The organism is Streptomyces sp. NPDC000345 (genome assembly GCF_042898825.1).
GTDB lineage: Bacteria > Actinomycetota > Actinomycetes > Streptomycetales > Streptomycetaceae > Streptomyces.
Map to the genome: position 1 here is coordinate 21,115 of NZ_JBIAZE010000022.1, position 21,811 is coordinate 42,925.

Here is a 21,811-nt window from a genome sequence, read left to right on the forward strand (position 1 = left end):
GCCCGTTCACGCGGGCATGCCGGCACATCCGAAACGAGCAGGTGACTACGTGACGATTCTTCACATCCGGCCGTCTGCGGCCCTCTTTGCCGCGCAGCGACTCCCCGGAGGTGAGCGGTGAACCGCGCGCTGACCCTGGACGACCTCGTCCTCGCCGGGATCGCTGTGGCCACGGGCTTCCTCGTGGCCTTCCTGTCGCGCACGCTGCTGCGCTGGCTGGCCAAGCACGCCAAGCGCACCCGGTGGAACGGCGACGACGTCATCGTGGACGCGCTGCGCACGGTGGTGCCGTGGGCGGCGATAGCGGGAGGGACGGCCGCCGCGGCCGCGGTGCTGCCGCTGACGAAGCCGGTCCAGCACACCGTCAACCAGTGCCTGACGGTGCTGCTGATCTTCGTGGTGACGGTGTCGGCGGCCCGGGTGGTCGCCGAGCTGGTGCAGTCGGTGACCCAGTCCCGCTCGGGGGTCGCGGGATCCGCCACGATCTTCGTGAACATCACGCGCGTCCTGGTCCTGGCCCTCGGCTTCCTGGTGATGCTGCAGTCCCTGGGCATCTCCATCGCGCCGATGCTCACCGCCCTCGGCGTCGGTGGTCTGGCCGTCGCCCTGGCGCTGCAGGACACCCTCGCCAACCTCTTCGCGGGCATCCACATCCTCGCCTCCAAGACCGTCCAGCCGGGCGACTACATCAAGCTGAGCAGCGGGGAGGAGGGGTACGTCGAGGACATCAACTGGCGTCAGACCACGGTCCGGGCGCTGTCCAACAACCTGATCGTGATCCCCAACGGGCAGCTCGCCAAGGCCAACATGACCAACTTCATGCGGCCCGAGCAGGAGTTGACGATCCTGGTGCAGGTGGGCGTGGCCTACGACAGCGACCTGGAGCACGTGGAGCGGGTGACCATGGACGTGGTCGCCGAGGTGATGACGCAGATCACCGGCGCGGTCCCGGAGCACGAGCCGGCCGTCCGTTTCCACACCTTCGGCGACTCCCGCATCGGCTTCACCGTGATCCTGGGCGTCGGCGAGTTCAGCGACCAGTACCGGATCAAGCACGAGTTCATCAAGCGGCTGCACAGGCGCTACCGCGAGGAGGGCATCCGGATCCCGGCGCCGGCCCGCAATGTGTCGCTGCAGCAGGGCACGGTGGTCATCCCCCACCCGCGCACCCCGGAGGAGACCGGCGAAGCGCTCTCCGTCCGGGTCGACGGGTAGGCCCGTCCCGCCCGTCCCGCCCGGATCGACGGGCGGGACGGGCGTCCTGGAACGCCGGCGGGTCCCGGCGTTCCAGGACCCCCGGATCCGAGGCCGGGATCAGAGCGTCGCCGAGTTCTCGTGCCGGCGGGCGCCGGACCTGTCGCGCGGGGCCGTGAGGGACGGCGGCACCGGGGTGACCGTCCAGTCCGGGTGACCGGGCATCCTCGGCGTCGTCGTGCCGTACAGCCAGTCGCGCAGGAAGCCGGAGACGTCCTGGCCGGAGACCTGGCAGGCGACGGTGATGTAGTCCTCGGTGGAGGCCGAGGAGTTGCGGTGGCGGGCCAGGAAGGCACGCTCGACCGCGTGGAAGGCGTCCTCGCCGATCAACTGCCGCAAGGCGTACAGGACGAGGACGCCGCCGAGGTAGCGCTGGCTGTCGAAGAGGTTGGCCGCGTTCGGCGCGGCGACGGGGCCCGAGGTCCGCCGCCACTGGTCGCCGCGCGCGTACGTGTCCTTCATCCGGGCCTCGAAGGTGGTCAGGCCCAGGGAGTCCGGCCAGCCGCGCTCGTAGCGGTAGAGCAGGCCGTAGAAGTCGGCGTGGCCCTCGTTGAGCCAGAGGTCGGCCCAGGTGGCGGGGCTGACGCTGTTGCCGAAATACGAGTGGACCAGCTCGTGCATCATGTGCGAGCCGATCTTCGGCTCGGCCTGCAGGAGGTAGTTCGGCTTGTAGAGGGTGAGGGTCTGGGTCTCCAGGCCGGTGAAGTCGAAGGCGGCCGGGTCGTCGGAGTTGCAGGGCAGCAGGCCGTACGTCTCGAAGGGGTAGGCGCCGAGCCGCTGCTCGAGCCACTCCACCAGGCCCGGGGTGAGGGCGAGCGCGGGCTCCAGCGCCTCGGCCCGCGCGACGGGGACGACGTCGCGCAGGGGCAGCCCGTGCGGGCCCTGCCGCTGCTTGACGACGTAGTCGCCGACCGTGATCTGCACGAGCTCGGTGGCGATCGGGGAGCGGGAGCGGTAGGTGTACGCGGTCCGGTCGCCGGCCAGGTGCTCGGTGCACACGAGGCTGCCGCTCGCGACGGCCTTCAGGGTCGCCGGGACCGTGAGGCGGACGGTGAAGCCTGCCTTGTCCGACGGGTGGTCGTTGCAGGGGAAGACGGTGTGCGCCGAGTCCGGCTGCGGGCACACGGCGAACCCGTCGGGAGTGGGGACCCAGGCGGTGTGCGCGAGGGTGCGGCGCGGGTCCGCGGTGTAGGTCACCCGGACCGTGGCACGGTCGCGGTCGGGAAGAGGGCGGGGCGGTGTGATCCGCAGCTTCTCCGCCACCTGCTCGAACGGCGCCGCGCGGCCGTCGACCTGCACGGAGGCTATGTCCAGGCCGAGGGCGTCCAGGGAGAAGCGCGACAGTGCCTGGGTGGTGCGGATCTCCAGCGTCGCCACGGCGTCCACCAGGGTGGTCGTGGCGTCGTAGGAGAAGTCGAGGTGGTAGGAGGTGACCCGGTAGCCGTCGTTGCCGAGGGCCGGGAAGACGGGGTCGCCGAGGGTCTCGGGGGCCTCGGTGCCCTCCGTCCTCGCGCCGTCCGTCGTGGTGCCTGCCGGGACGGCATGCGCCGTGGTGCCCCCCGTGAGAACGGCTGCGGTGCCGATCAGGGCCGCCGCGGGGCCCGTCACTCTGGTGCGATATCTCATGGTCCGCTTTCGCTGTGGCGGCCGGATGGTCGGTCCGGCCGGTGGACGAGGTCGACTCTCTACCCCCAGGACCACCGGTTCCGGCGGATCGGTTGCCCGGCCGGGGGCACGGACCGCGGAAATTGTGAGCGGACCCCTGGCGGACCCCTGTCGAGCCCGCCTCCGTCACGAGATATCTTGATGTCGAGCAATGTTGCAGACGTGGAGCGGAGCACCCGGTGACTGACTCGACCATCATCTATACGCACACTGACGAGGCCCCGGCCCTGGCGACGTATTCCTTCCTGCCGGTGGTCAAGGCGTACGCCTCGCAGGCGGGGGTCGCCGTGGAGACGCGGGACATCTCGCTGGCCGGGCGCATCATCGCCGTGTTCCCGGAGTACCTGACCGAGGACCAGCGCATCCCGGACGCGCTGAGCGAGCTCGGCGCCCTGGCCAAGACGCCCGAGGCCAACATCATCAAGCTGCCGAACATCTCGGCGTCGATCCCGCAGCTCAAGGCCGCCGTCGCCGAGCTGCAGGCGCAGGGCTACGCGCTGCCGAACTACCCGGACGACCCGAAGACCGACGAGGAGCGGGAGATCCAGGCCCGCTACGACAAGGTCAAGGGCTCCGCCGTGAACCCCGTGCTGCGTGAGGGCAACTCCGACCGCCGCGCCCCCGCGTCGGTGAAGAACTACGCCAAGACGCACCCGCACCGCATGGGCGCCTGGACCCCCGAGTCCAAGACCAACGTGGCCACCATGGGCGAGAACGACTTCCGCTCCACCGAGAAGTCCGTGGTGATCTCCGAGGCCGGCGCGGTGCGGATCGAGCTGGCCGGCGAGGACGGCTCCACCACCGTCCTGCGCGAGTCCGTACCGGTCCTCGAGGGCGAGGTCGTCGACGCGTCCGTGCTGCGCGTGGCCGCGCTGCGCGAGTTCCTCACCGCCCAGATCGCCCGGGCCAAGGCCGAGGACGTGCTGTTCTCGGTGCACCTCAAGGCCACGATGATGAAGGTCTCCGACCCGATCATCTTCGGTCACGTGGTGCGCGCCTTCTTCCCGAAGACCTTCGAGCGGTACGGCGAGACCCTCGCGGCCGCCGGCCTGTCCCCGAACGACGGCCTCGGCGGCATCTTCAAGGGCCTGGAGTCCCTGCCCGAGGGCGACGCCGTCAAGGCCTCCTTCGACGCCGAGCTCGCCGAGGGCCCGGCCCTGGCGATGGTCGACTCCGACAAGGGCATCACCAACCTGCACGTGCCGTCCGACGTCATCGTCGACGCCTCGATGCCGGCCATGATCCGCACCTCCGGCCACATGTGGGGCCCGGACGGCCAGGAGGCCGACACCCTCGCGGTGCTCCCGGACTCCTCCTACGCCGGTGTCTACCAGGCCGTCATCGAGGACTGCCGCGCCCACGGCGCCTACGACCCGTCGACCATGGGCTCGGTCCCGAACGTCGGCCTCATGGCGCAGAAGGCCGAGGAGTACGGCTCCCACGACAAGACCTTCGAGATCAAGACCGCCGGCACGGTCCGCCTGGTCGACCAGGCCGGCAACGTGCTCATCGAGCAGCCGGTCGCCGCGGGTGACATCTTCCGCGCCTGCCAGACCAAGGACGCGCCGATCAAGGACTGGGTGAAGCTCGCCGTCACCCGCGCCCGCGCCACCGGCAACCCGGCGGTGTTCTGGCTGGACGAGACCCGCGCGCACGACGCCAACCTGATCGCCAAGGTCAACACGTACCTGGCGGAGCACGACACCGAGGGTCTGGACATCCGCATCCTCGCCCTGGAGGAGGCCACCAAGCTGTCGGTGGAGCGCATCCGCCGCGGCGAGGACACCATCTCCGTCACCGGCAACGTGCTGCGCGACTACCTGACCGACCTGTTCCCGATCCTGGAGCTGGGCACCAGCGCCAAGATGCTGTCGGTCGTCCCGCTGATGGCGGGCGGCGGTCTGTTCGAGACGGGCGCCGGCGGTTCCGCGCCGAAGCACGTCCAGCAGCTGGTCAAGGAGAACTACCTGCGCTGGGACTCCCTCGGTGAGTTCTTCGCGCTCGTGCCCTCCCTCGAGCAGTTCGCCACGGCCACCGGCAACGGCCGCGCCAAGGTCCTCGCCGACACCCTCGACCGCGCCACGGCGACCTTCCTCAACGAGGACAAGTCCCCGACCCGTCGCGTCGGCGGCATCGACAACCGCGGCAGCCACTTCTACCTGTCCCTGTACTGGGCGCAGGAGCTGGCCCGGCAGACCGACGACGCCGAGCTCGCGAAGGCCTTCGCGCCGCTCGCCGAGACGCTCTCCGCCAACGAGCAGAAGATCGTCGACGAGCTGATCGCCGCTCAGGGCAAGCCGGCCGACATCGGCGGCTACTACCAGCCCGACCCGGCCAAGGCGGCGGCGGTCATGCGCCCGTCGGCCACCTGGAACGAGGCGCTCGCCTCCCTGAGCTGACGCCCCGCGGCCCGTCCCGCCCGACCCCGGGCGGACGCGGCCCCGGCGCCGTTCCCGCTCACCCCGCGCCCCGGCCGGCACCGCCCGGCCGGGGCGCGGTGGCGTCTGCGATCACGCACCGTCACCCCCGACCACGCCTCTGGAGCAGCCTGATGACGTCTGCCGTACCCTCCTTCGAGCTCCTCGCCGGGGCCGCCGGTTCGCCCGTGATCCTGCATGTGCCGCATTCGGCGCGGGAGATACCGGCCGAGGTGCGGGCGGGGATCGTGCTGGGCGACGCGGAGCTGGAGCGGGAGCTGGATCACATCACCGACTCGCACACCGCCCGGATCGCCGAAGAGGCGGCCGGGCTGGCCGGTGTGAGGCCCTGGCGGTTCGTCAACCGGCTCTCGCGGCTGGTGGTCGATCCGGAGCGGTTCCCGGACGAGCGGGAGGAGATGCGGGCGGTCGGGATGGGGGCCGTGTACACCCGGACCACGCACCGGGAGGTGCTGCGGGACGACGACCTCGACCCCGAGCCGCTGGTCGAGCGGTACTTCCGGCCCTACGCGCGGGCCATGACCGAGGCCGTGCGGGAGCGGCTGGCGGCGGTCGGGCGGGCCGTCGTCGTCGACGTGCACTCCTATCCGGCCGAGCCGCTGCCCTACGAGCTGCACGGAGCGGGCCCGCGGCCGCCGGTCTGCCTGGGCACCGACTCCTTCCACACCCCGCCGGAGCTGCTCGCCACGGCGCGCGAGGCGTTCTCGAAGGCCGGGGAGACGGGACTCGACAGCCCGTTCGCCGGGACGTACGTCCCGCTGGAGTACTACGGGCGGGAGCCGAGGGTGTCCGCGCTGATGGTGGAGATCCGCCGGGACACCTACATGAGCGAGCCGGGCGGGCCCGCCGGGGCGGGACTGCCCCGGCTGGCGTCGGCGCTGGCGGCCCTGGTGGACGCCGTCTCCTGAACCCCGCCGCGGAGCTCAGGCCCGCAGCCACTCCGTGACGACCACCTCCCCGCCGGTCCGCAGCCGCAGGGCGAAGGGGCCGGTGGGCGGGGCGTCGCAGAAGAAGCGGCCCATGTCGTCGGCGGTGAGCGGGGCGCCCGCGCGCGGGCCGTGCAGGACCTCGACCGAGGCGGGCTGCGGTGGCAGCAGCTGGCCCATCAGACCGTCCTCGGTCACCTCCACGTCGACCGTCAGTCCACCCGTGTGGAAGGTCAGCATCCGGGGCACGTCCACGGCTCCCCTGACCGGGATCGCGTCGGTCAGCGAGTCGAAGGTCAGCTCGGCGATCCGCGCGTCCAGGTCGTGCAGCGCGTACGCCTCGACGGCGATGCGGCGCAGCTCGGCCGGGACCGGGTCCAGGATGGCGGCGGCCTGGCGGAGCTCCAGTTCCAGACGTCGGTGGTCGAACTCCTCGTCGCCGGAGGAGCCTTCGCCCGCGCGGTCGTCGTCGCTCATGTCGCGCATGTCGCTCACAGTGCCCCCCGTGCGTCGAGCCTGGCCCTCAGCCGGCGCAGACATCGCTGGCGCATCGGCCCGATGCTGCCGACGGCGATGCCGAGCGCGCTCGACACCTCCTGGTAGCTGGGCGGCGGCGAGGCGATCAGCACCCGCAGCAGCTGCCGGCAGCGGTCGCCGAGGGCCTCGAACTCCTGCCACAGGAACCGGACGCGCTCGCTCTGCGCGGCCGCCTCCTCCGAGTCGAGCACCGACTCCTCGGGAGTCGGTTCCTCGCTGGCGCGGTCCAGCAGCTGGGGATCGTCGGTCGGCGTGAGCCGCCTCGAACTCTTGAGCACCTTCAGGCACTCGTTGCGTGCCGTGCTCGCGAGCCACGAGCCCGCCTTGTCCGGTTCGCGGATCCGGCCGAGGTGCTGGGCGAAGCGGAACCAGACGGTCTGGTAGACCTCGTGTCCGTCGGCCTCGGAGAGCCGGTGTGCGCGCACGACCGACCACACCAGTGGGCTCAGCCCCTCCACGAGCGCCTTCCAGGCCGCCGTTTCACCGTCGACGGCCGACCGGACGAGCGCGCCGACATCTGTACGGTCCACGGCCCCACCCCTCGTGTACGGCCTGTCATCGTACGCCGTGGCGGGTGCGCCGTCGGACCTCATCCGGACCTCGGGCCGGTCGTCGTGGCGGTTTCGGCCCGGGCCGCCGGGCCGGCGGCCGGCACGGCCCTCGTCGCGGACCTCATGCCGAGCCGACCGGGACCGGACGCCAGCCGGGCGGGCGCAGCGCCGGGACGTGGGCCCCGCGCACCTCGGCGAAGTGGGTGTTGCGGGCGAGCAGTTGGCGGGCGGCGGCACGGGGATCGGTCTCCTTGGTCGCGGTCATGTGGGCGGCGACGAGCCCGGCCACCAGGGGCGTGGCGAAAGAGGTCCCGCTCCAGGACGCGAACCCCTCGAACATCACCTGGTCCGGCTTGCCGGAGGCGTCGCTCAGTACGCCCGTGTGGCGCGGGGAGCGGCAGGTGCAGGCGTAGCCGAAGCCGTAGCGGCAGGTCTCGTAGGTGGAGTGCTGGTAGACGTACGGGACGGGCGTGTCGAAGCCGGTGAGGGCGCCGGTGAGCCGCTCGCCGGGGGCGTAGACCCGCACCCAGGGGCCGTGGTTGGAGAAGCAGGCGCCGTACTCCCCGTCGGCGCGCAGGGCGCCGACCGACAGGACGGCGTCGGCGTATGCGGGCAGGGAGGCGTAGGCGGCGGGCCAGAAGGGCGTCGCGCTGGCGTTGTTCCCGGCGGCGGCGACCAGCAGGGTGTGCCGCTCGCGCAGCGCGCGCATGAAGCCGTCGAGGCCGAGGAGGCCGTCGAGGCGTCCGTTGGAGGTGCCGGCGGACAGGCTGAGGACGTCCGGCCAGCCGCCCTCCTCCACCGCGTCGAAGAGCTTCTCGCCGAACTCGTCCTCGAGGATCGCGCCGCAGTCGTTGAGCGTGTTGCGCACGGTCACCTCGGTGTTCGGCGCGACGGCGGCGACCAGTCCGGCGATGAACGTGCCGTGGCCGACGTACTGCTGCAGGACGCCGTCCTCGTCGGTCTCCCGGATCTGGAGGTCGCCGGCGGTGTGGGCGAGCGGCGGGTAGGAGCGGTAGTCGTGCATCAGGCCGGTGTCGATCACCAGGACGCCGACGGCGCTGTCCGGGTCGTGCTCCCCCTCCGCCCGGGCGGGGTTGGGCGTCCCGCTGGACGGGGCGGGCACGGGCTCGTCGCCGGGGCAGGCGTTGACGGAGATCGACACGAGGTGGTTGCGGCTGACGAGCCGGCGTCCGGTGCGGCCCTCCGCCTCGCGCAGGGCGCGCAGGGCACCCGCCACGGCGTGGTCCGCGGTGCGGTCGGTGTGGCCGGGGTCGCCTACCTGGATGCGGGTGATGCCGGAGCGGTTGGCCCGCGGTCCGGCCCGGCGCACATGGTCGGGGACGAGGCCGGCGGTCTCGGTGAAGTGGGTGCGGACGGTGTCCTCGACGACCTGTGCCTCCTCGCCGTCGCGGGCGAGGACGACGCCCTTCTCGTAGATGAACTCGGCCGAGTCGTCCGGCCCCATCGCCAGCGGGACGCCGGGCAGCGCGCGCTGGATCTGGTCGAACTGCTCGTGGAATCGCTGTGGTGCCATGGCGTGTCCTCCCCCTGGACGGTGTGTCGTCAGTCGGATCCCCGCGTCCCTCGTCTGATACAGGTGGTGCGACGGCGGGTGCGGGTGGTGCGGTTGCGGAAGCAGGTGGTGCACTTGAGGCCGTACGCCCCCTCCGTACGCCCCTCCCGTGTGCGCCCCTCGGCGCGCCCCTCGTACCGGCGCGCGCCCCTCGTACCGGGCGTGTGCGCCTCCCCTGCCGCGCCAAGCCCCTTGACGTGATGCCTTCTTGATACGGGTGGATACGGCGCCGAACGGGTGTGGCGTGCCGGGCGGAGCACTACCATCCGTGGGGTGACAGCGGGAAACGACTCGGTTCTCGAACTGCTGCCGATGGTGTTCGCCGCCCCCAACGACGCGTTGGCGCGGGCGGAAGCACTGCTCCACACCGATCCGACGCCGTTGCACGCCTCGGTCGCCCACCAGGTGATCGGCATCTGGCAGCGCGACTGGGGCGACATGCGGCTCGCCCTGGACCATCTGCGACGCGCCCGCGATCTGGCGGCGCGCGCGGACTCGGCGGAGCGTGAGGCGGACGTGCTGGCCACGCTGGGGGTCGCGCTGGTGCACGCGGGCCGCACCCGGCAGGGCCTCGCGGCGTTCGAGCGGGGGGTCGAGCGCGGTACGGGCCACACCCGCGCGCGGGTGCTGTACCGGCGGGCCTACTCCTGGTGGGTGCTGGGGCACCATCGTGAGGCCCTGGAGGACGTCCGGCGGGCGATACCCGTGCTGCGGCAGGCGGACGACGTCATCTGGACGGCGCGCGCCCTGACCCTGCGCGCCACCGTGCATCTCGCGCTCGGGGCGGTGGAGCGGGCCGAGGCGGACTTCACGGCGGCCGAGGCGCTGTGGGACACCACCGGCCAGGAGCACGACAAGGCGGACGCGGTGGAGAGCCGGGGCCTCGCCGCGTTCCGCTCGGGAGACGTCCCCGCGGCGCTGCGGCTCCTCGACGAGGCGGAGGAGCGGTACGCCAAGCTCGGCACGCCGACGTTCATGCTGAACATCCGGCGCTGCGAGGTCCTGATGGCGGCCGGTCTCGCGCCGGAGGCCCGCGCCGAGGCGGACGCGGCGACAGCGGTCCTGGACCGGATCGGCGGCCAGTCCACCCGCAAGGCGGAGCTGCTGCTGGCCGCCGCGAAGGCGGCCCGGCTGGCGGGCGACCCGGGGACGGCGATCGCGCGTGCGGCGGTGGCCGTGCGGCTCTTCGCCGGGCAGCGGCGCACCTGGTGGGAGGCGCACGCCCGGCTGGTGCTGATCGACGCGCGGGTGGCCGCCGGACGCGGTTCGGGGCGGCTGGTCGCCGACGCGGTGAGGGTGGCCGAACGGCTGTCCGCGTTCGGCGCGCCCGCCGCCCCGGAGGCCTGGCTGCTGGCGGGCCGGATCGCGCTCGGGCTGGACTGGGCGGCGGACGCCGAACGGTATCTGGAGGTCGCCGCGCGCAGCCGGCGCAGCGGGCCCCCGCTGGCGCGGATGACGGGCTGGGCGGCGCAGGCGCTGTGGGCGCGGGCCACCGGCTCCGGGCGGGGCGTGCTGGAGGCCTGCCGGCGCGGCCTCGACGTGCTCGACGACCACCGTACGACGCTCGGGGCCTCGGAGCTGCGGGCCCGGGCCACCGCGCAGGGCGCCGAACTGGCCGCGCTGGCCCAGCAGGTGAGCCTGGAGCGGGGCGGCCCCCGGCGGCTGCTGGTGTGGAGCGAGCGCTGGCGGGCCACGGCCCTGTCCACCCCGCCCACCCGGCCGCCCGCCGACCCGGCGCTGCTGAGCGGGCTGACCGCGTTCCGGGTGATCGCGGCGCGCGCCGAGGAGGCCCGGATGGACGGCCGCCCGGTACCGACGCTGGAGCGCGAACAGCGCCGCCTGGAGCGGGAGATCCGCTCCCGCACCCTGCACATCCGGGGACATGTGCCGGGCTGCGGGGGCCGGTTCGACGCGGGCCGGCTCCTGGACCGGCTGGGCGACGGCCGGCTGGTCGAACTCGCCGTGCTGGACGGGCGGGTTCAGGTCCTGCTGTGCGGCGGGGGGCGGGTCAGACGGTTCGCGGGCGGGCTGCTGGCCGAGGCGGAGCGGGAGGCCGAGTACGTGCAGTCGGCGCTGCGCCGGCTGGCCCATCCGGGCGGGGAGGGGCGGCTGCCGCTGGCCGAGACGGCGGGGCGGCGGCTGGAGGAGCTGCTGCTGGGCGAGGCGGCGGGGCAGCTGGGCCGCGGACCGCTGGTGGTCGTGCCCCCGGCCCGTCTGCACCGCGTCCCGTGGGCGCTGCTGCCGTCGCTGCGGGAGCGGGTGGTCAGCGTGTCGCCGTCGGCGAGTGCCTGGCTGCGCGCCCGGGAGACCGAGCAGCCGCGCGGCGGCCGGCACGTCCTGGTGCGCGGCCCGGGTCTGGCGACCGGCGGCGCGGAGGTGCCGGAGGTGGCCGGACGGTACAGCAGGCTCACGGTGCTGGAGCAGGACGACGCCCATGTGACGCGGGTCCTGCGGGAGCTGGACGGGGCCGCGCTGGCGCACATCGCCGCGCACGGCACCTTCCGCGCCGACAGCCCGATGTTCTCGTCCCTGCGCATGGCCGACGGCCCGCTGATCGTCCACGACTTCGAGCGGCTGGCCCGCAGCCCGTACCGGATCATCCTCTCCAGCTGCGACACCGCCCGGCTCGCCTCGGTCGGCGCCGACGAACTCCTCGGCCTGGTCACGGCGTTGCTCCCGCTGGGCACGGCGGGCGTGCTGGCGAGCAGCGCGCCGGTGAACGACGCGGCGGTCGTGCCCCTGATGCTGGGCCTGCACAAGGGCCTCGGCGACGGCCTGTCCCTGGCGGAGGCGCTGCGCGACGCGCGGGCGGCGCTTCCGGGGGACGCGCTGCATCAGGCGACGGGATGGGCGTTCACGGCGTTCGGGGCGGCGTGAACGGTGTGATCGACGTGAACGCCCTTTGCCGCTAGGCGGGTTGGGCCTGCGACAGGTCCGCCGGCCGGGGCAGGTCGCCGCGGTCGCTCGCACCGAGGCGGGTGTACGCGCCGTAGAGGTGGTTGCCGACGGTGCGGACGGACAGGGTGAGGCGCTCGGCGATCTGACGGTTGCTCAGCCCCGTTGCGGCGAGGGTGACGATCTGCCGTTGGCGGGCGGTGAGTTCCCCCAGAACGAGGCCGGACAGGGCCGGGGTGCAGGCTCCCTGGCAGCGCCGGGCCAGGGCGACGGCACGGGTGCGGGCGGTGCGGGCGGCCGTGGGGTCGCGGTGGACCCGTGCCGCCTGGGCGTGCGCCTCGGCCGCGTACAGCAGGAAGCCGCGTTCCGCCAGCTCTGTTGCGACCCGGTCCAGGGCGGGCCCGTCGGCGTCGGCGAGGGCACGGGCGTGGCGGGCGAAGACGCTGCCGGGCGGAAGGAGGCCGGCGGCGCGCCCGGGGGCGCCGAGGCGTACGGCGTCGTAGGCGTCGAAGCCGGCGGCGGCGTCCGCCTCGCCCGACCGGGCCGCGGTCAGCTCGAGTTCCCGACGGCAGGCGGCGTCCTCCCCGGCGCTCGCCAGGCCCTCCCGCGCCCAGGCCGCGGCCTCGCGCAGTTCGCCCCGCAGCCGTGCGAAGCGGGCGAGGACGGCCGCGTACCCGGGCGGGACCCCTTCCCCCTCGGCGACCAGCCACTCCCCCACGGGCGCCCGCTTCGTGCGGACGTCGGCACGTCCGACGGACCGGGTCAGGGCGGCCGCCTCGGCGTCCAGGGCCGCGCGCAGCGATCCGCGGGCGCCGGCCAGCCGCCTCGCGCGCAGCCGTCCGGCGGCGGCGCGCAGCACGGGGCCGTGCAGCGGGTGGGCCAGGCGCACGGTCGTGGCGGCCTCGGTGTCGTCCACCTCGATCAGGCCGTCGGTCTCCAGGCGCTCCAGGACCCTCAGGTCGAGCGTGTCCACGGGCAGCGGCAGGGGTTCCGCGAAGGCGAGGCGGTCGAGGGTCTCGCGTTCGCCGGGGCAGGGCCGGGCGAGGACGGGGGCGGCGCGTTCGCGGAGGGTGGCGGTCAGCGGGACGCGGCCGCGCCACGCCCGTTCGCCGGTGCCGGGGACGGGGGTGAGCAGGCCCTCGTCGCGTACGGCGCCCAGGAGGTCGCGCAGGAGGCGCAGATCACCCCGGCACAGGCGGTGCAGACGGCCGGCGGTCAGGGGCTCCAGCGGGCCGCCGGCGCCGGCCGTGAGGAGCTGGGCGGTGTCGTGGGCGGGCAGCGGTTCCAGGGCCAGGCGGGGAAGCAGTTCACCGGTCCACAGCCGGGTGACGGCGTCCGGGACCGGGGTGCCGTCCGTCGCCACGACCAGCAGCCGGGTGCGGCCCTGGACGGCCAGCTGGTGCAGCAGGGCGGCCGAGGCGCCGTCGAGCAGATGGGCGTCGTCGACCAGCAACACCCTGACGTCGGCCAGCAGTTGGACGGCCCGGTGCAGGGTGACCCCGTCGGGCAGCAGGTGGGCGAACGCGGCGAAGGCGGTGCTGCGGGCGCCCGGGGTGGCGGCCACGCGGGCGCAGCCGGTGCCGCGGACCGCCTCGGCGGCCAGACGGGTGCGGCCGCAGCCCGCCGGTCCCGTCACCACGATTCCGGGCCGGCCGGCCGCCAGCGAGCGGCGGACCAGCTCCCGTTCCTCCTCCCGGCCGGTGAACGGCCACGGCATCCGCACGGACCTGGCATGCGTCTCGATCGTCGTCACGTCATCAGGAGCGCGGATACTCACACCTGATACAGGGCGACTTGAGTAGCCCCCGACTCAGGCGTCCGGCGGGGCGGTCACGGCACCCTGGTGGCCATGACCGCCCGCTACTGCTCGCTCGCGCAGCAGCCGGCCCCCGCGTTCCCGCCGGGGCTGGCCGCCGAGCGGCTCGGCGCGCTCCTGAGCGGACGCCGGATGTGGGTCAACGGCACGGTCCTGCACTACTGCTTCTTCGACGGCGACGGTGACGCGTCGGTGATCCCCGTGCCGGGTGCCGGGGGCACCCGCCGGGTGTCGTGGGTCGGCGACGAGGCGCAGCGGGACGTGGTGCGCGACTGCTTCCGTGAGTGGTCCGGCCTCGGCATCGGGGTGTCGTTCGCCGAGGTCGCCGACCGTTCGGAGGCGGAGCTGCGGATCGGCTTCCAGCAGGGTGACGGGGCCTGGTCGGCGGTGGGCCGGGACGCTCTGCGGGCGGGTCTCAACGAGCGGACCATGAACCTGGGCTGGGACCTGACCGCGCCCGGGGAGCGCGCGACGGCCCTGCACGAGATCGGTCACGCGCTCGGCATGCAGCACGAGCACCAGAGCCCGTTCGCCGGCCTGCACTGGGACGACGAGGCCGTCTACGCCGATCTGGCGGGCCCGCCGAACCACTGGAGCCGTGACCGCACCTGGTTCAACATCCTGCGCAAGCTGGACCCGGCCGAGGTCAACGGCCCCGTGTGGGACCCGCATTCCGTGATGGAGTACCCCTTCGAGGCGGGGCTGGTCCTGGAGCCGGAGCAGTTCCGGGGCGGTGTCCACCCGGCGGGGGCGCTGTCCCCGCTGGACAAGGAGTTCGTGCTGCGCTGGTACCCCCCGCTCGACGCGCCCCGGCCGCCGGCGCTGGTGCCGTTCCGGTCGGTGGCGCTGTCGCTGGGGCCGGGTGAGCAGGCCGACTTCACGGTGGAGCCGAAGGAGACCCGGGAGTACACCCTCGGCACCTTCGGGGAGAGCGACTCGGTCGTCGTGGTCTTCGAGGAACGGGACGGCGAACCCCGCTTCCTCGCCGGGCAGGACGACGGCGGCACCGCGCGCAACGCCACGATCAGGGCCCGGCTCGTCAAGGGGCGCCGCTACTTCGTCCGGATCCGGCTGTACTCCGGCTGGGGCTCGGGCGAGACGGCGGTCATGTGCTGGTGAGGGAGCACACGACCGCCCGCCGACCACTGTCCGGCGCCGGGGGAAGGTCCGGGGCACGTCTCCTTCGGGGGAGGGAGACGTGCCCCGGCCGCACCGGCTTCCGGGCCCCTGGCGGGGGCCGGCACGGCGAAGTGGCACGGCGCGTCGGGGTCGCGCGGCGGAAGCCTCATGAGGCGACCCGTGCGCGGACCGCCGCGTCCGGGTGGGCGAGGCCGAGGTGGTCGCGAAGGGTGGGGCCCTCGTAGTCCGTGCGGAAGACGCCTCGCTCCTGGAGCAGCGGGACGACCCTGTCGGCGAACTCGTCGAGGCCGCCGGGGGTGATGTGCGGGACGAGGATGAAGCCGTCGGCGGCGTCGGCCTGGACGTAGTCGTTGATCGTGCGGGCTATGGTCCGCGCCGAGCCGACGAAGTTCTGGCGGTTGCCGGTCTCGATGACCAGGTCGCGGATGGACCAGTGGTGGGCCGCCGCGAGCTCGCGCCACTCGCGGGCGGTGGCCAGCGGGTCGCGGTACATGCGGGCCTGGGCGCGACCGCGGGAGATGTGGTTCTCGCCGGGGTCGGGGTCGATGTCGGGCAGGGGGCCGTCCGGGTCGTAGGAGGACAGGTCCCGGTTCCAGACGAACTCCAGGTGCTTGATGGCGGTGGCGCCGCTGACCTGCCGGCGGCGCACCTCCTTGGCGAGTTCCTCGGCCTCGGCGTCGGTGTCGGCGAGGACGAAGGCGGCGGCGGGCAGGATCAGCACTGGTCGGAGCGTCGGCCGTACTTGGGGAGGCGGGACTTGACGTCCGTGCAGAAGGCCCGGCCCGCGTCGAGGGCGGCGTACCGGCTGAAGACGGCGTCGGCGGAGGAGGCGGCGAACTCGCGGCCCTCGTCGGAGTCTCCGGCCTGGAAGATCACCGGGCGGCCCTGCGGGCTGCGCGGGACGTTGAAGCGGCCGTGGATGTCGAAGTGGCGGCCCTCGTGGACGAAGGCGCCCGCCTTGGCGTCGCGCAGGAAGGTGCCGGTGGCCTGGTCGGCGACGATCTCGTCGCCCCGCCACGAGTCGAAGAGCTCGTTCGCCGTGGCGAGGAACTCCTGGGCGCGGGAGTAGCGCTCCTCCTGCGGGAGGAAGCCGCCGCGGCGGAAGTTCTCGCCGGTGAAGGCGTCCCAGGAGGTGACGACGTTCCACGCGGAGCGGCCGCCGGAGAGGTGGTCGAGGCTGGCGAACTGGCGGGCCACCTCGTAGGGCTCGTTGAAGGTGGAGTTGAACCCGGTGGGCGCCGTACCACTTGTGCACGTCGTGCACTTCCACGGCGGCGGGCACGATCCCGGCGGCCGCCTCGGTCTGCACGGTCTCGGCGGTCATACGGCGGCCTCCCGGCGGATGCGGGCCCGCAGGTCGGTGAGACCGGTCCGCAGCTTCTGCAACGGCGTCGGCGGCAGGGAGCGCGTGGCGCCCCGGGCGTAGTACCGCTCGACGTAGAACTGGACGACGGAGACGAGGCTGGTCAGGATCAGGTACCAGACGGTGACGACCAGCAGCAGCGGCACGATGTCGCCCGGGTAGGTGGCGCCCATGGTCTGGGCGGTGCCGAACAGGTCGAGCAGTGACACGTAGAAGACCAGCGAGGTGGCCTTCACGAGGCCGATCAGCTGGTTGACGTAGTTCGGGGTGATCGACCTGAGCGCCTGCGGAAAGACGATCTTCCAGAACTGGTAGCCCCGGGGCAGACCGAGCGCGGCGGCCGCCTCGTGCTGGCCCTGGTCGACGGAGAGGATGCCGCCGCGGACCACCTCGGCGGCGTAGGCGGCCTCGTTGAGGCTGAGGCCGACGACGGCGATCACCATGTCGGTGGCGAGCCGGGACTCGTCGAAGGTGAGGAAGGCGGGGCCGAAGGGGACGCCCAGGCTCAGCGTCCGGTACAGGGCGCTGAAGTTGTACAGGAAGAGCAGGACGACGATCAGCGGGATGGAGCGCAGCGCCCAGACGTAGGTCCAGCTGACCGCGCGCAGCACCGGGCTCCTCGACAGCAGCGCGACCGCGAGCAGGATCCCGCCGAGGAGGCCCAGTACGGCGCTGTAGGCGGCGACTTCGAGGGTGATCAGCAGTCCGTCGAGGATCACCGGCCGCAGGAACCAGTAGCCGAAGCGGTCCCACTGGTAGAAGGGGTTGGACACGAGGCCGTGCGCGAACTGGGCGACCAGCACCAGCACGACGGCGGTCGCGATCCAGCGGCCCGGCCGGCGCAGCGGCTGAACCCGCCGGGCGGTGAGCTTTTCTGACGGCAGGTCGGCGGCGGGCGCCTGGGCGAGGGCCACGGCGCCTGGGGGTTCACTCATGAGGGGCTCCGGCGGGAGTCGGGCACCCCGGGTCGGCACCGTCGCGTGGGGTGGCCGTCGTCAGGCGCACGGCGCACGGGTGCGTACGAAGAACCGGGGTGAGGCGGTCAACGGCACACCGCGGGGGCGGTGTTCGTCACAGACGCGGAAGCGGGGCGAAGGGAGGTGCGGAGTTCAGCCCCGACAGCGGGCACGGCCCGGTGCGGTACACAGTGCGCTGTTCACGCGGAGCAGATCGACGGCGCGGTCGGCGACGAGTGGCTGTGCTGAGGGCCGTACGCGGCCCCCGAAGACGGCGGGGCGCCGTCCTGAGGGCTGCGTACATGGTGTTCTCCGTCGTGATCACGGCCCCGGAGGGACCTCGCGCTTACCGGAACGTCCCTGTCGGTACGTCGTCCGGTCCGGTCGTCACCTGGGGCACCCCACCGCGGCGCGAGGGTTGCCGGTCAGCGAGCCAGGGCTTGTCGCTGACGCTCATGACCGTTCTGGGCCGTAAATTACGATAACTGCCCGAACGAATGTCAACGCCGGTCCATTGACTGGACGGCTACCGGGTGGGGGCGGCGTGGGCCGCCCAGTCGAGGATCTGGACGGCGGCGCCGGCGGCCTCCAGCCCCTGACAGCGGGCGTGGTGACGGCGGGCGATGCCGTCGAGGTCGAGGTGGGCGCCGAAGGCCGGATGGGCGGCGAGCCGGCGGGCGTAGGCCCACAGGGCGGGGTGTTCGGCGACCCGGCGCACGGCGTCCGCGTCGAGGTGGTGCCGGTGCACGGTGTCGAGCCGGACCAGAGCGACCCACAACTCCGCGTCGGCCGCGGTGATCTGATCACCGATCAGATACGGCTGCGCACTGAGCCCTTGCTCCAGCACGGCGAGCGTGGCGAGGAGATGTCCGAGCGCGGCGGCACGCTCCGCCTCGCCGGCCCCCGCGTTCCCGGCGCGCTGGGCGGCCCCCTCGATGCCCTGCGCGCACATCCGCTCGACGGCCTCGATCTCCGATCCGGCGCCGCACGGGTGGAGCGTGGGGCGGCCGCCGCCGAAGCGCCGGGCGAGGTCGCGGGCGATGTCCGGGCCGTGGGTGGAGACGATCCGGCCGGACCAGTCGTCGCTGAGCACCGGCGCGAGGGCCGGTCCGGTGTAGCGGTGGGCGCTGGCCTCGTAGAGCGGGCGCAGCGCCCGGTGCCCACCGTCGGCACAGTCGGGGACGGCGGGCAGGAAGGCCACCGGACAGACCCGGTCCAGGCCGAGGAGGGTGTGGACGACGGCGATGCGCAGGCCGTCGGGATCGGCGGTGGACAGATGGAGGCGGTAGCGGCGCGGCACGGCGTAGTGGCCGCTGCGCGCGTCCCTGCCGATGCGGCCCCGGAAGGCGGGGGCGGGGCGGGTGGAGGGGTGGGCGGCCAGCGGTGTGACGGACATGACTCTCCCCGGAGGCGGGCGCACTGAGGACCGTGCGCGCGGCGGATGCGACGGCGGAAGGGAGACGGCCCTCGGGCACGCGTGCCGGCCCGGGCGACGCCCGGGAGACTCTGCCGGAACGGCTGCGCGCGGGGAGGTAACCGGCTCAGCCCCGTGCGCTGATGGCGCTGCAGACGCGCTGCAGGTCGATGTGACGGCGGGAGGTGAGAGGGGGCGACGACCACGCCGTGCGGCTCGCTCGGCCGGTGACCGTCTCCAGGCGCCCCATGTTTCCCTACCTGTTCACTAGGATTCCCTGATCGAGTGTCGATCCGCCCCCGGCGGACGTCAAGGGGTCGTCCACCAGGTGAGCGCCACGAGCCGCGCGGACCGCAGCGGGCCGGCGCCGGGGCGTCCACGCCGCCGGGCGGGGCGTCGCCCCGCGCCGGTATGCGGCCCGGCCGCACCCCGGACCACGCGGGAGGCCGCCGCGCGCGTCACGAGGCGGCCTTCGCGCATGCCGGGGCGGCCGGTGCCACACCCTCAGCGGGTCCGGCACCCGCAACGACGTCCGCGCCACCACCTTCCTTCGCGCATGCCGGGGAACGGCGCGTGCGGCGCGGACGGTTCACCGGCGCGGACCGGGGGCCGCACTCGACCGGGGCCGGGCGCTCCCGGCCTCGTCGGTCTCACCCGACCGGCAGGCGGTGGTGGTGGAAGCGGCGACGAAGGACGCTAAGGCCGTGGTCACGGCCCGCCGCGCCGCGACTGACCGGAGTGTGCTCCTCCGGCCGGCTCGGGCGGACGTCCGGGCGGGCTCGCGCGACCGCTCCTCCCGGCGGGGCGACGGACCGGCCCGGCCATGGTCCGCCGAACTCAGCTGCGGGGCTTGGCCGTTGCGGCGAAGGCGTCGGCCGCGGCGAGGTCGAAGTCGCCGTGGTCGCTGCCGAGTCCCTGCGCGACGAGTGCCGCGGCGGCGCTGCCGAGGACGGCGGCGTCACTCGGCGTCCGGCCCAGGCCCACACCCCGCAGATAGCCCGCGGAGAACGCGTCGCCGCAGCCGGTGGTGTCGACGACGTCGACGACGAAGGCGGGCACGGGCTCCGCGCCGTCCGCGGTCACCACCAGCGCTCCGTCGCCGCCGCGGGTGACCGCGACGACCCCCGCACCGGCGTCGAGGAGCCTGCGCGCACCGGTCAGCAGGTCGTCCTCGCCGGTGAAGCCGAGGACCTGGTCCTCGTTGGGCAGGAAGTGGTCGATGTGGGGCAGGGCCGCCTCGATCTGCTCGAAGCCGCCCAGGACACCGGGGGCCAGCAGGTCGACGGAGGTGACGACGCCGTGCTCCTTGGCGAACGACAGGATGCGTGCGGCGGTCTCGACGCCGATCAGCTCGGGGCCGCCCAGGTGCAGATGCGTGGCCTCGGCGAGGGCGTCCCAGGGCACGTCGTCGGGGCCGTAGGTGATGTTGGCGCCGAGCAGGTGCAGGGAGGGCCGGTCGCCGTTGGGGCGGATGGGCAGGACGCTCGCGGAGGTCGCGGTGTCCGTACGGCGGACCAGGAACGCGGTGTCGATCCCCGCCCTGCCGAGCAGCTGGACGAGCATGTCGCCGGTGGGATCGGAGCCGATGGCGCCCGCGCTGCGCACCTGTGCGCCCAGCTTGGCGAGGGTGAGGGCGGTGCCGCCGGCGGTTCCGGCGGCGGTCATCCGGATGTCCTCGACCAGGGTCGCGCCCTGCCCCTCGGGTATCTCCTCCACCGGCCGCACCAGGACGTCCAGCACGTGCACGCCCATCGTGAAGACCTTCATCTGCTCCCCCTGCATCGGCTCCCCTTCATCGGCTCTCGTCCTGCGCGGGTGGTACGGGGCGGGTGGTTCCGTAGTTCCGGGCGATCGCCGCCTCGATCACGGCCAGTTGCTGCTGTTCGTCCAGGGCGCGCGGGCGGCCCATGGCGGCCGCCCGCCGGTAGACGCCGCAGGCCCATTCGAGGAGCAGGGCGTGCTCGACGGCCTGGTCGAGGGTGGTCGCATGGGTGACCGCGCCGTGGTTCGCCATCAGGGCGGCGCTGCGGCCGTCGAGGGCGGTGAGCACCGACTCGGCGAGTTCCGGGGTGCCGAAGGTGGCGTAGGGCGCGACCCGGACCGTGCCACCCAGGGCCAGCAACTGGTAGTGGATGCAGGGCAGTTCATCGAGCACGCAGGCCACGGCGGTGGCGTTCGGGGCATGCGTGTGGACGACGGCGCCGGTGCCGCGGCGGCGGTGGACGCCGAGGTGCAGATCCAGTTCCGAGGTGGGCTCCAAGGTCCCGGTGACCGTCTTCCCGTCGAGGTCGACCACGGTCACCTGGTCCGGCGTCAGATCGGCGAGGACCGCTCCGGTGGCGGTGACGGCGATCCGGTCGGCGACGCGGACGCTCACGTTCCCTGCCGTGCCGATGAGGAGGCCCTCGGCCCCCAGGCGCCGGCAGGCGTCCGCCACGGCGGCCCGCTCCTGGCTCAGCGCCGAGCTTGAGGCGGTCATGGGCGCGAAGGTAGCGTAAACCTGAAACAAAGTCACGTTCACGTTCGGAGACGATCCTTGGGCCGGCCCACCGCAGACACGGGTTCCCCTCCCCTGCGCCGCACCCCTCGCCAGGCGCGCAGCAAGGCCCGCCTGGCGCTGGTCCTGCGGGCCGCCGAGCGCATCCTGGTCGAGGAGGGTGTGGAGGCGCTGACCACGACCCGGGTCGCGGCCGAGGCGCAGGTGTCGGTGGGCTCGCTGTACCAGTACCTGCCGGACCGCGGCGCGATCATCGACGCCCTCGCGGCGGGATATTTCGCGCGCCTCGAAGGGGTGATGGACGACCTGGTCCGGGCGGCGGCCGAGGAGCGCTGGAAGGACCCGGTGGGCGTGCTCATCGACGCCTACGCGGGGATCTACCGCACGGAACACGGTTTCCGCGCGCTCTGGTTCGGCAGCGGGCTGACCGAGCAGACCCGGGCGGCGGACCGCGAGCACAAGCGGCGGATGGCCGACGGGATCCGCCGGGTGCTGCTCGCGCTGGACGTCGTACGGGACGGCGAGGACCTGGCCCGCTCCTGCCACGCGGCGGTCCTCGCGGCGGACGCCCTCGCCCAGGAGGCCTTCCGCAGGGACGCGGACGGTGACGCGCGGCTGCTCGGGGAGGCGAAGGTGATGCTGCGCGGCTATCTGGCGGACGTCGTGGGCCGTCGCTGATCCGGCGTCCCGGCGGACCGCAGGGGCTTGGTCCGGCCGCCAGGAGACGACCGTCCGTCCGACGGCGTCGGGCGGACGGTGACGAGGGCCCGCGCCCGCCGCCCGCGG

16 protein-coding genes, 1 pseudogene and 1 riboswitch are annotated in these 21,811 nt (G+C 73.7%); of the genes and pseudogenes, 6 read left to right on the plus strand and 11 right to left on the minus strand.

The features are described 5' to 3' along the window. Positions 1-117: 117 nt before the first annotated feature. On the plus strand, positions 118-1,215 hold the full coding sequence (locus ACFY30_RS35960; protein WP_390849340.1) for a mechanosensitive ion channel family protein: 1,098 nt from the start codon (positions 118-120) through the stop codon (positions 1,213-1,215). 99 nt (positions 1,216-1,314) lie between these two features. Here the strand turns inward: ACFY30_RS35960 and ACFY30_RS35965 are convergent, their stop codons facing one another. After that, complete coding sequence (locus ACFY30_RS35965) at positions 1,315-2,880, minus strand: M1 family metallopeptidase (protein WP_390849342.1); 1,566 nt, start codon at positions 2,878-2,880, stop codon at positions 1,315-1,317. Between the two features lie 218 nt (positions 2,881-3,098). Between ACFY30_RS35965 and ACFY30_RS35970 the strand changes: the two genes are divergently transcribed. Together ACFY30_RS35970 and ACFY30_RS35975 are read left to right on the plus strand one after the other, a co-directional pair. Further along, positions 3,099-5,318, plus strand: coding sequence for an NADP-dependent isocitrate dehydrogenase (locus tag ACFY30_RS35970; protein WP_390849343.1), 2,220 nt, complete (start codon positions 3,099-3,101; stop codon positions 5,316-5,318). Between the two features lie 152 nt (positions 5,319-5,470). Further along, positions 5,471-6,265 carry an N-formylglutamate amidohydrolase gene (locus ACFY30_RS35975; RefSeq protein WP_390849344.1) on the plus strand — a complete coding sequence of 265 codons (795 nt, stop codon included), beginning with the start codon at positions 5,471-5,473 and terminating at the stop codon, positions 6,263-6,265. 15 nt (positions 6,266-6,280) lie between these two features. Here ACFY30_RS35975 and ACFY30_RS35980 read toward each other — a convergent pair whose 3' ends face one another. The 3 genes from ACFY30_RS35980 to ACFY30_RS35990 form a co-directional block, all read right to left on the minus strand. Beyond that, positions 6,281-6,769 (minus strand): hypothetical protein, encoded by a 489-nt coding sequence (locus tag ACFY30_RS35980; RefSeq protein ID WP_390849345.1) that lies wholly within the window; start codon positions 6,767-6,769, stop codon positions 6,281-6,283. A 5-nt stretch (positions 6,770-6,774) separates the two neighbouring features. Continuing rightward, the gene (locus ACFY30_RS35985; RefSeq protein ID WP_390849346.1) at positions 6,775-7,350 is read right to left on the minus strand and encodes an RNA polymerase sigma factor; all 576 of its coding nucleotides are present in this window, start codon (positions 7,348-7,350) and stop codon (positions 6,775-6,777) included. A 142-nt stretch (positions 7,351-7,492) separates the two neighbouring features. Further along, entirely contained in the window at positions 7,493-8,905 is a 1,413-nt protein-coding gene (locus ACFY30_RS35990; protein ID WP_390849347.1) for a S8/S53 family peptidase, read from the minus strand. 351 nt (positions 8,906-9,256) lie between these two features. Here ACFY30_RS35990 and ACFY30_RS35995 point away from each other — a divergent pair, with 351 nt between their 5' ends. Further along, entirely contained in the window at positions 9,257-11,821 is a 2,565-nt protein-coding gene (locus ACFY30_RS35995) for a CHAT domain-containing protein (protein WP_390849433.1), read from the plus strand. Positions 11,822-11,852: 31 nt separating this feature from the next. Here the strand turns inward: ACFY30_RS35995 and ACFY30_RS36000 are convergent, their stop codons facing one another. Further along, on the minus strand, positions 11,853-13,556 hold the full coding sequence (locus ACFY30_RS36000) for a LuxR C-terminal-related transcriptional regulator (RefSeq protein ID WP_390849434.1): 1,704 nt from the start codon (positions 13,554-13,556) through the stop codon (positions 11,853-11,855). Positions 13,557-13,688: 132 nt separating this feature from the next. On the opposite strand from ACFY30_RS36000, the gene ACFY30_RS36005 reads away from it, so the two are divergent. Continuing rightward, the gene (locus ACFY30_RS36005; RefSeq protein WP_390849348.1) at positions 13,689-14,774 is read left to right on the plus strand and encodes a M12 family metallopeptidase; all 1,086 of its coding nucleotides are present in this window, start codon (positions 13,689-13,691) and stop codon (positions 14,772-14,774) included. A 166-nt stretch (positions 14,775-14,940) separates the two neighbouring features. Here the strand turns inward: ACFY30_RS36005 and ACFY30_RS36010 are convergent. The 6 genes and pseudogenes from ACFY30_RS36010 to ACFY30_RS36035 form a co-directional block, all read right to left on the minus strand. Further along, a pseudogene (locus ACFY30_RS36010) lies at positions 14,941-16,019 on the minus strand (NtaA/DmoA family FMN-dependent monooxygenase); the annotation flags it as partial. Positions 16,020-16,115: 96 nt separating this feature from the next. Further along, positions 16,116-17,093 carry an amino acid ABC transporter permease gene (locus ACFY30_RS36015; RefSeq protein ID WP_390849349.1) on the minus strand — a complete coding sequence of 326 codons (978 nt, stop codon included), beginning with the start codon at positions 17,091-17,093 and terminating at the stop codon, positions 16,116-16,118. A 358-nt stretch (positions 17,094-17,451) separates the two neighbouring features. After that, positions 17,452-17,575, minus strand: a riboswitch (SAM riboswitch). Positions 17,576-17,640: 65 nt separating this feature from the next. Next, complete coding sequence (locus tag ACFY30_RS36020) at positions 17,641-18,510, minus strand: glutathione S-transferase C-terminal domain-containing protein (RefSeq protein ID WP_390849350.1); 870 nt, start codon at positions 18,508-18,510, stop codon at positions 17,641-17,643. Between the two features lie 145 nt (positions 18,511-18,655). Then, a complete protein-coding gene (locus ACFY30_RS36025) occupies positions 18,656-18,778 on the minus strand; it encodes a putative leader peptide (protein WP_390849351.1) in 123 nt (40 codons plus the stop codon). Positions 18,779-19,365: 587 nt separating this feature from the next. Continuing rightward, a complete protein-coding gene (locus ACFY30_RS36030; protein WP_390849435.1) occupies positions 19,366-20,295 on the minus strand; it encodes a carbohydrate kinase family protein in 930 nt (309 codons plus the stop codon). Between the two features lie 25 nt (positions 20,296-20,320). Further along, complete coding sequence (locus ACFY30_RS36035) at positions 20,321-21,007, minus strand: class II aldolase/adducin family protein (protein WP_390849352.1); 687 nt, start codon at positions 21,005-21,007, stop codon at positions 20,321-20,323. Positions 21,008-21,064: 57 nt separating this feature from the next. On the opposite strand from ACFY30_RS36035, the gene ACFY30_RS36040 reads away from it, so the two are divergent. Then, a complete protein-coding gene (locus ACFY30_RS36040) occupies positions 21,065-21,703 on the plus strand; it encodes a TetR family transcriptional regulator (RefSeq protein WP_390849353.1) in 639 nt (212 codons plus the stop codon). Positions 21,704-21,811 lie beyond the last annotated feature (108 nt).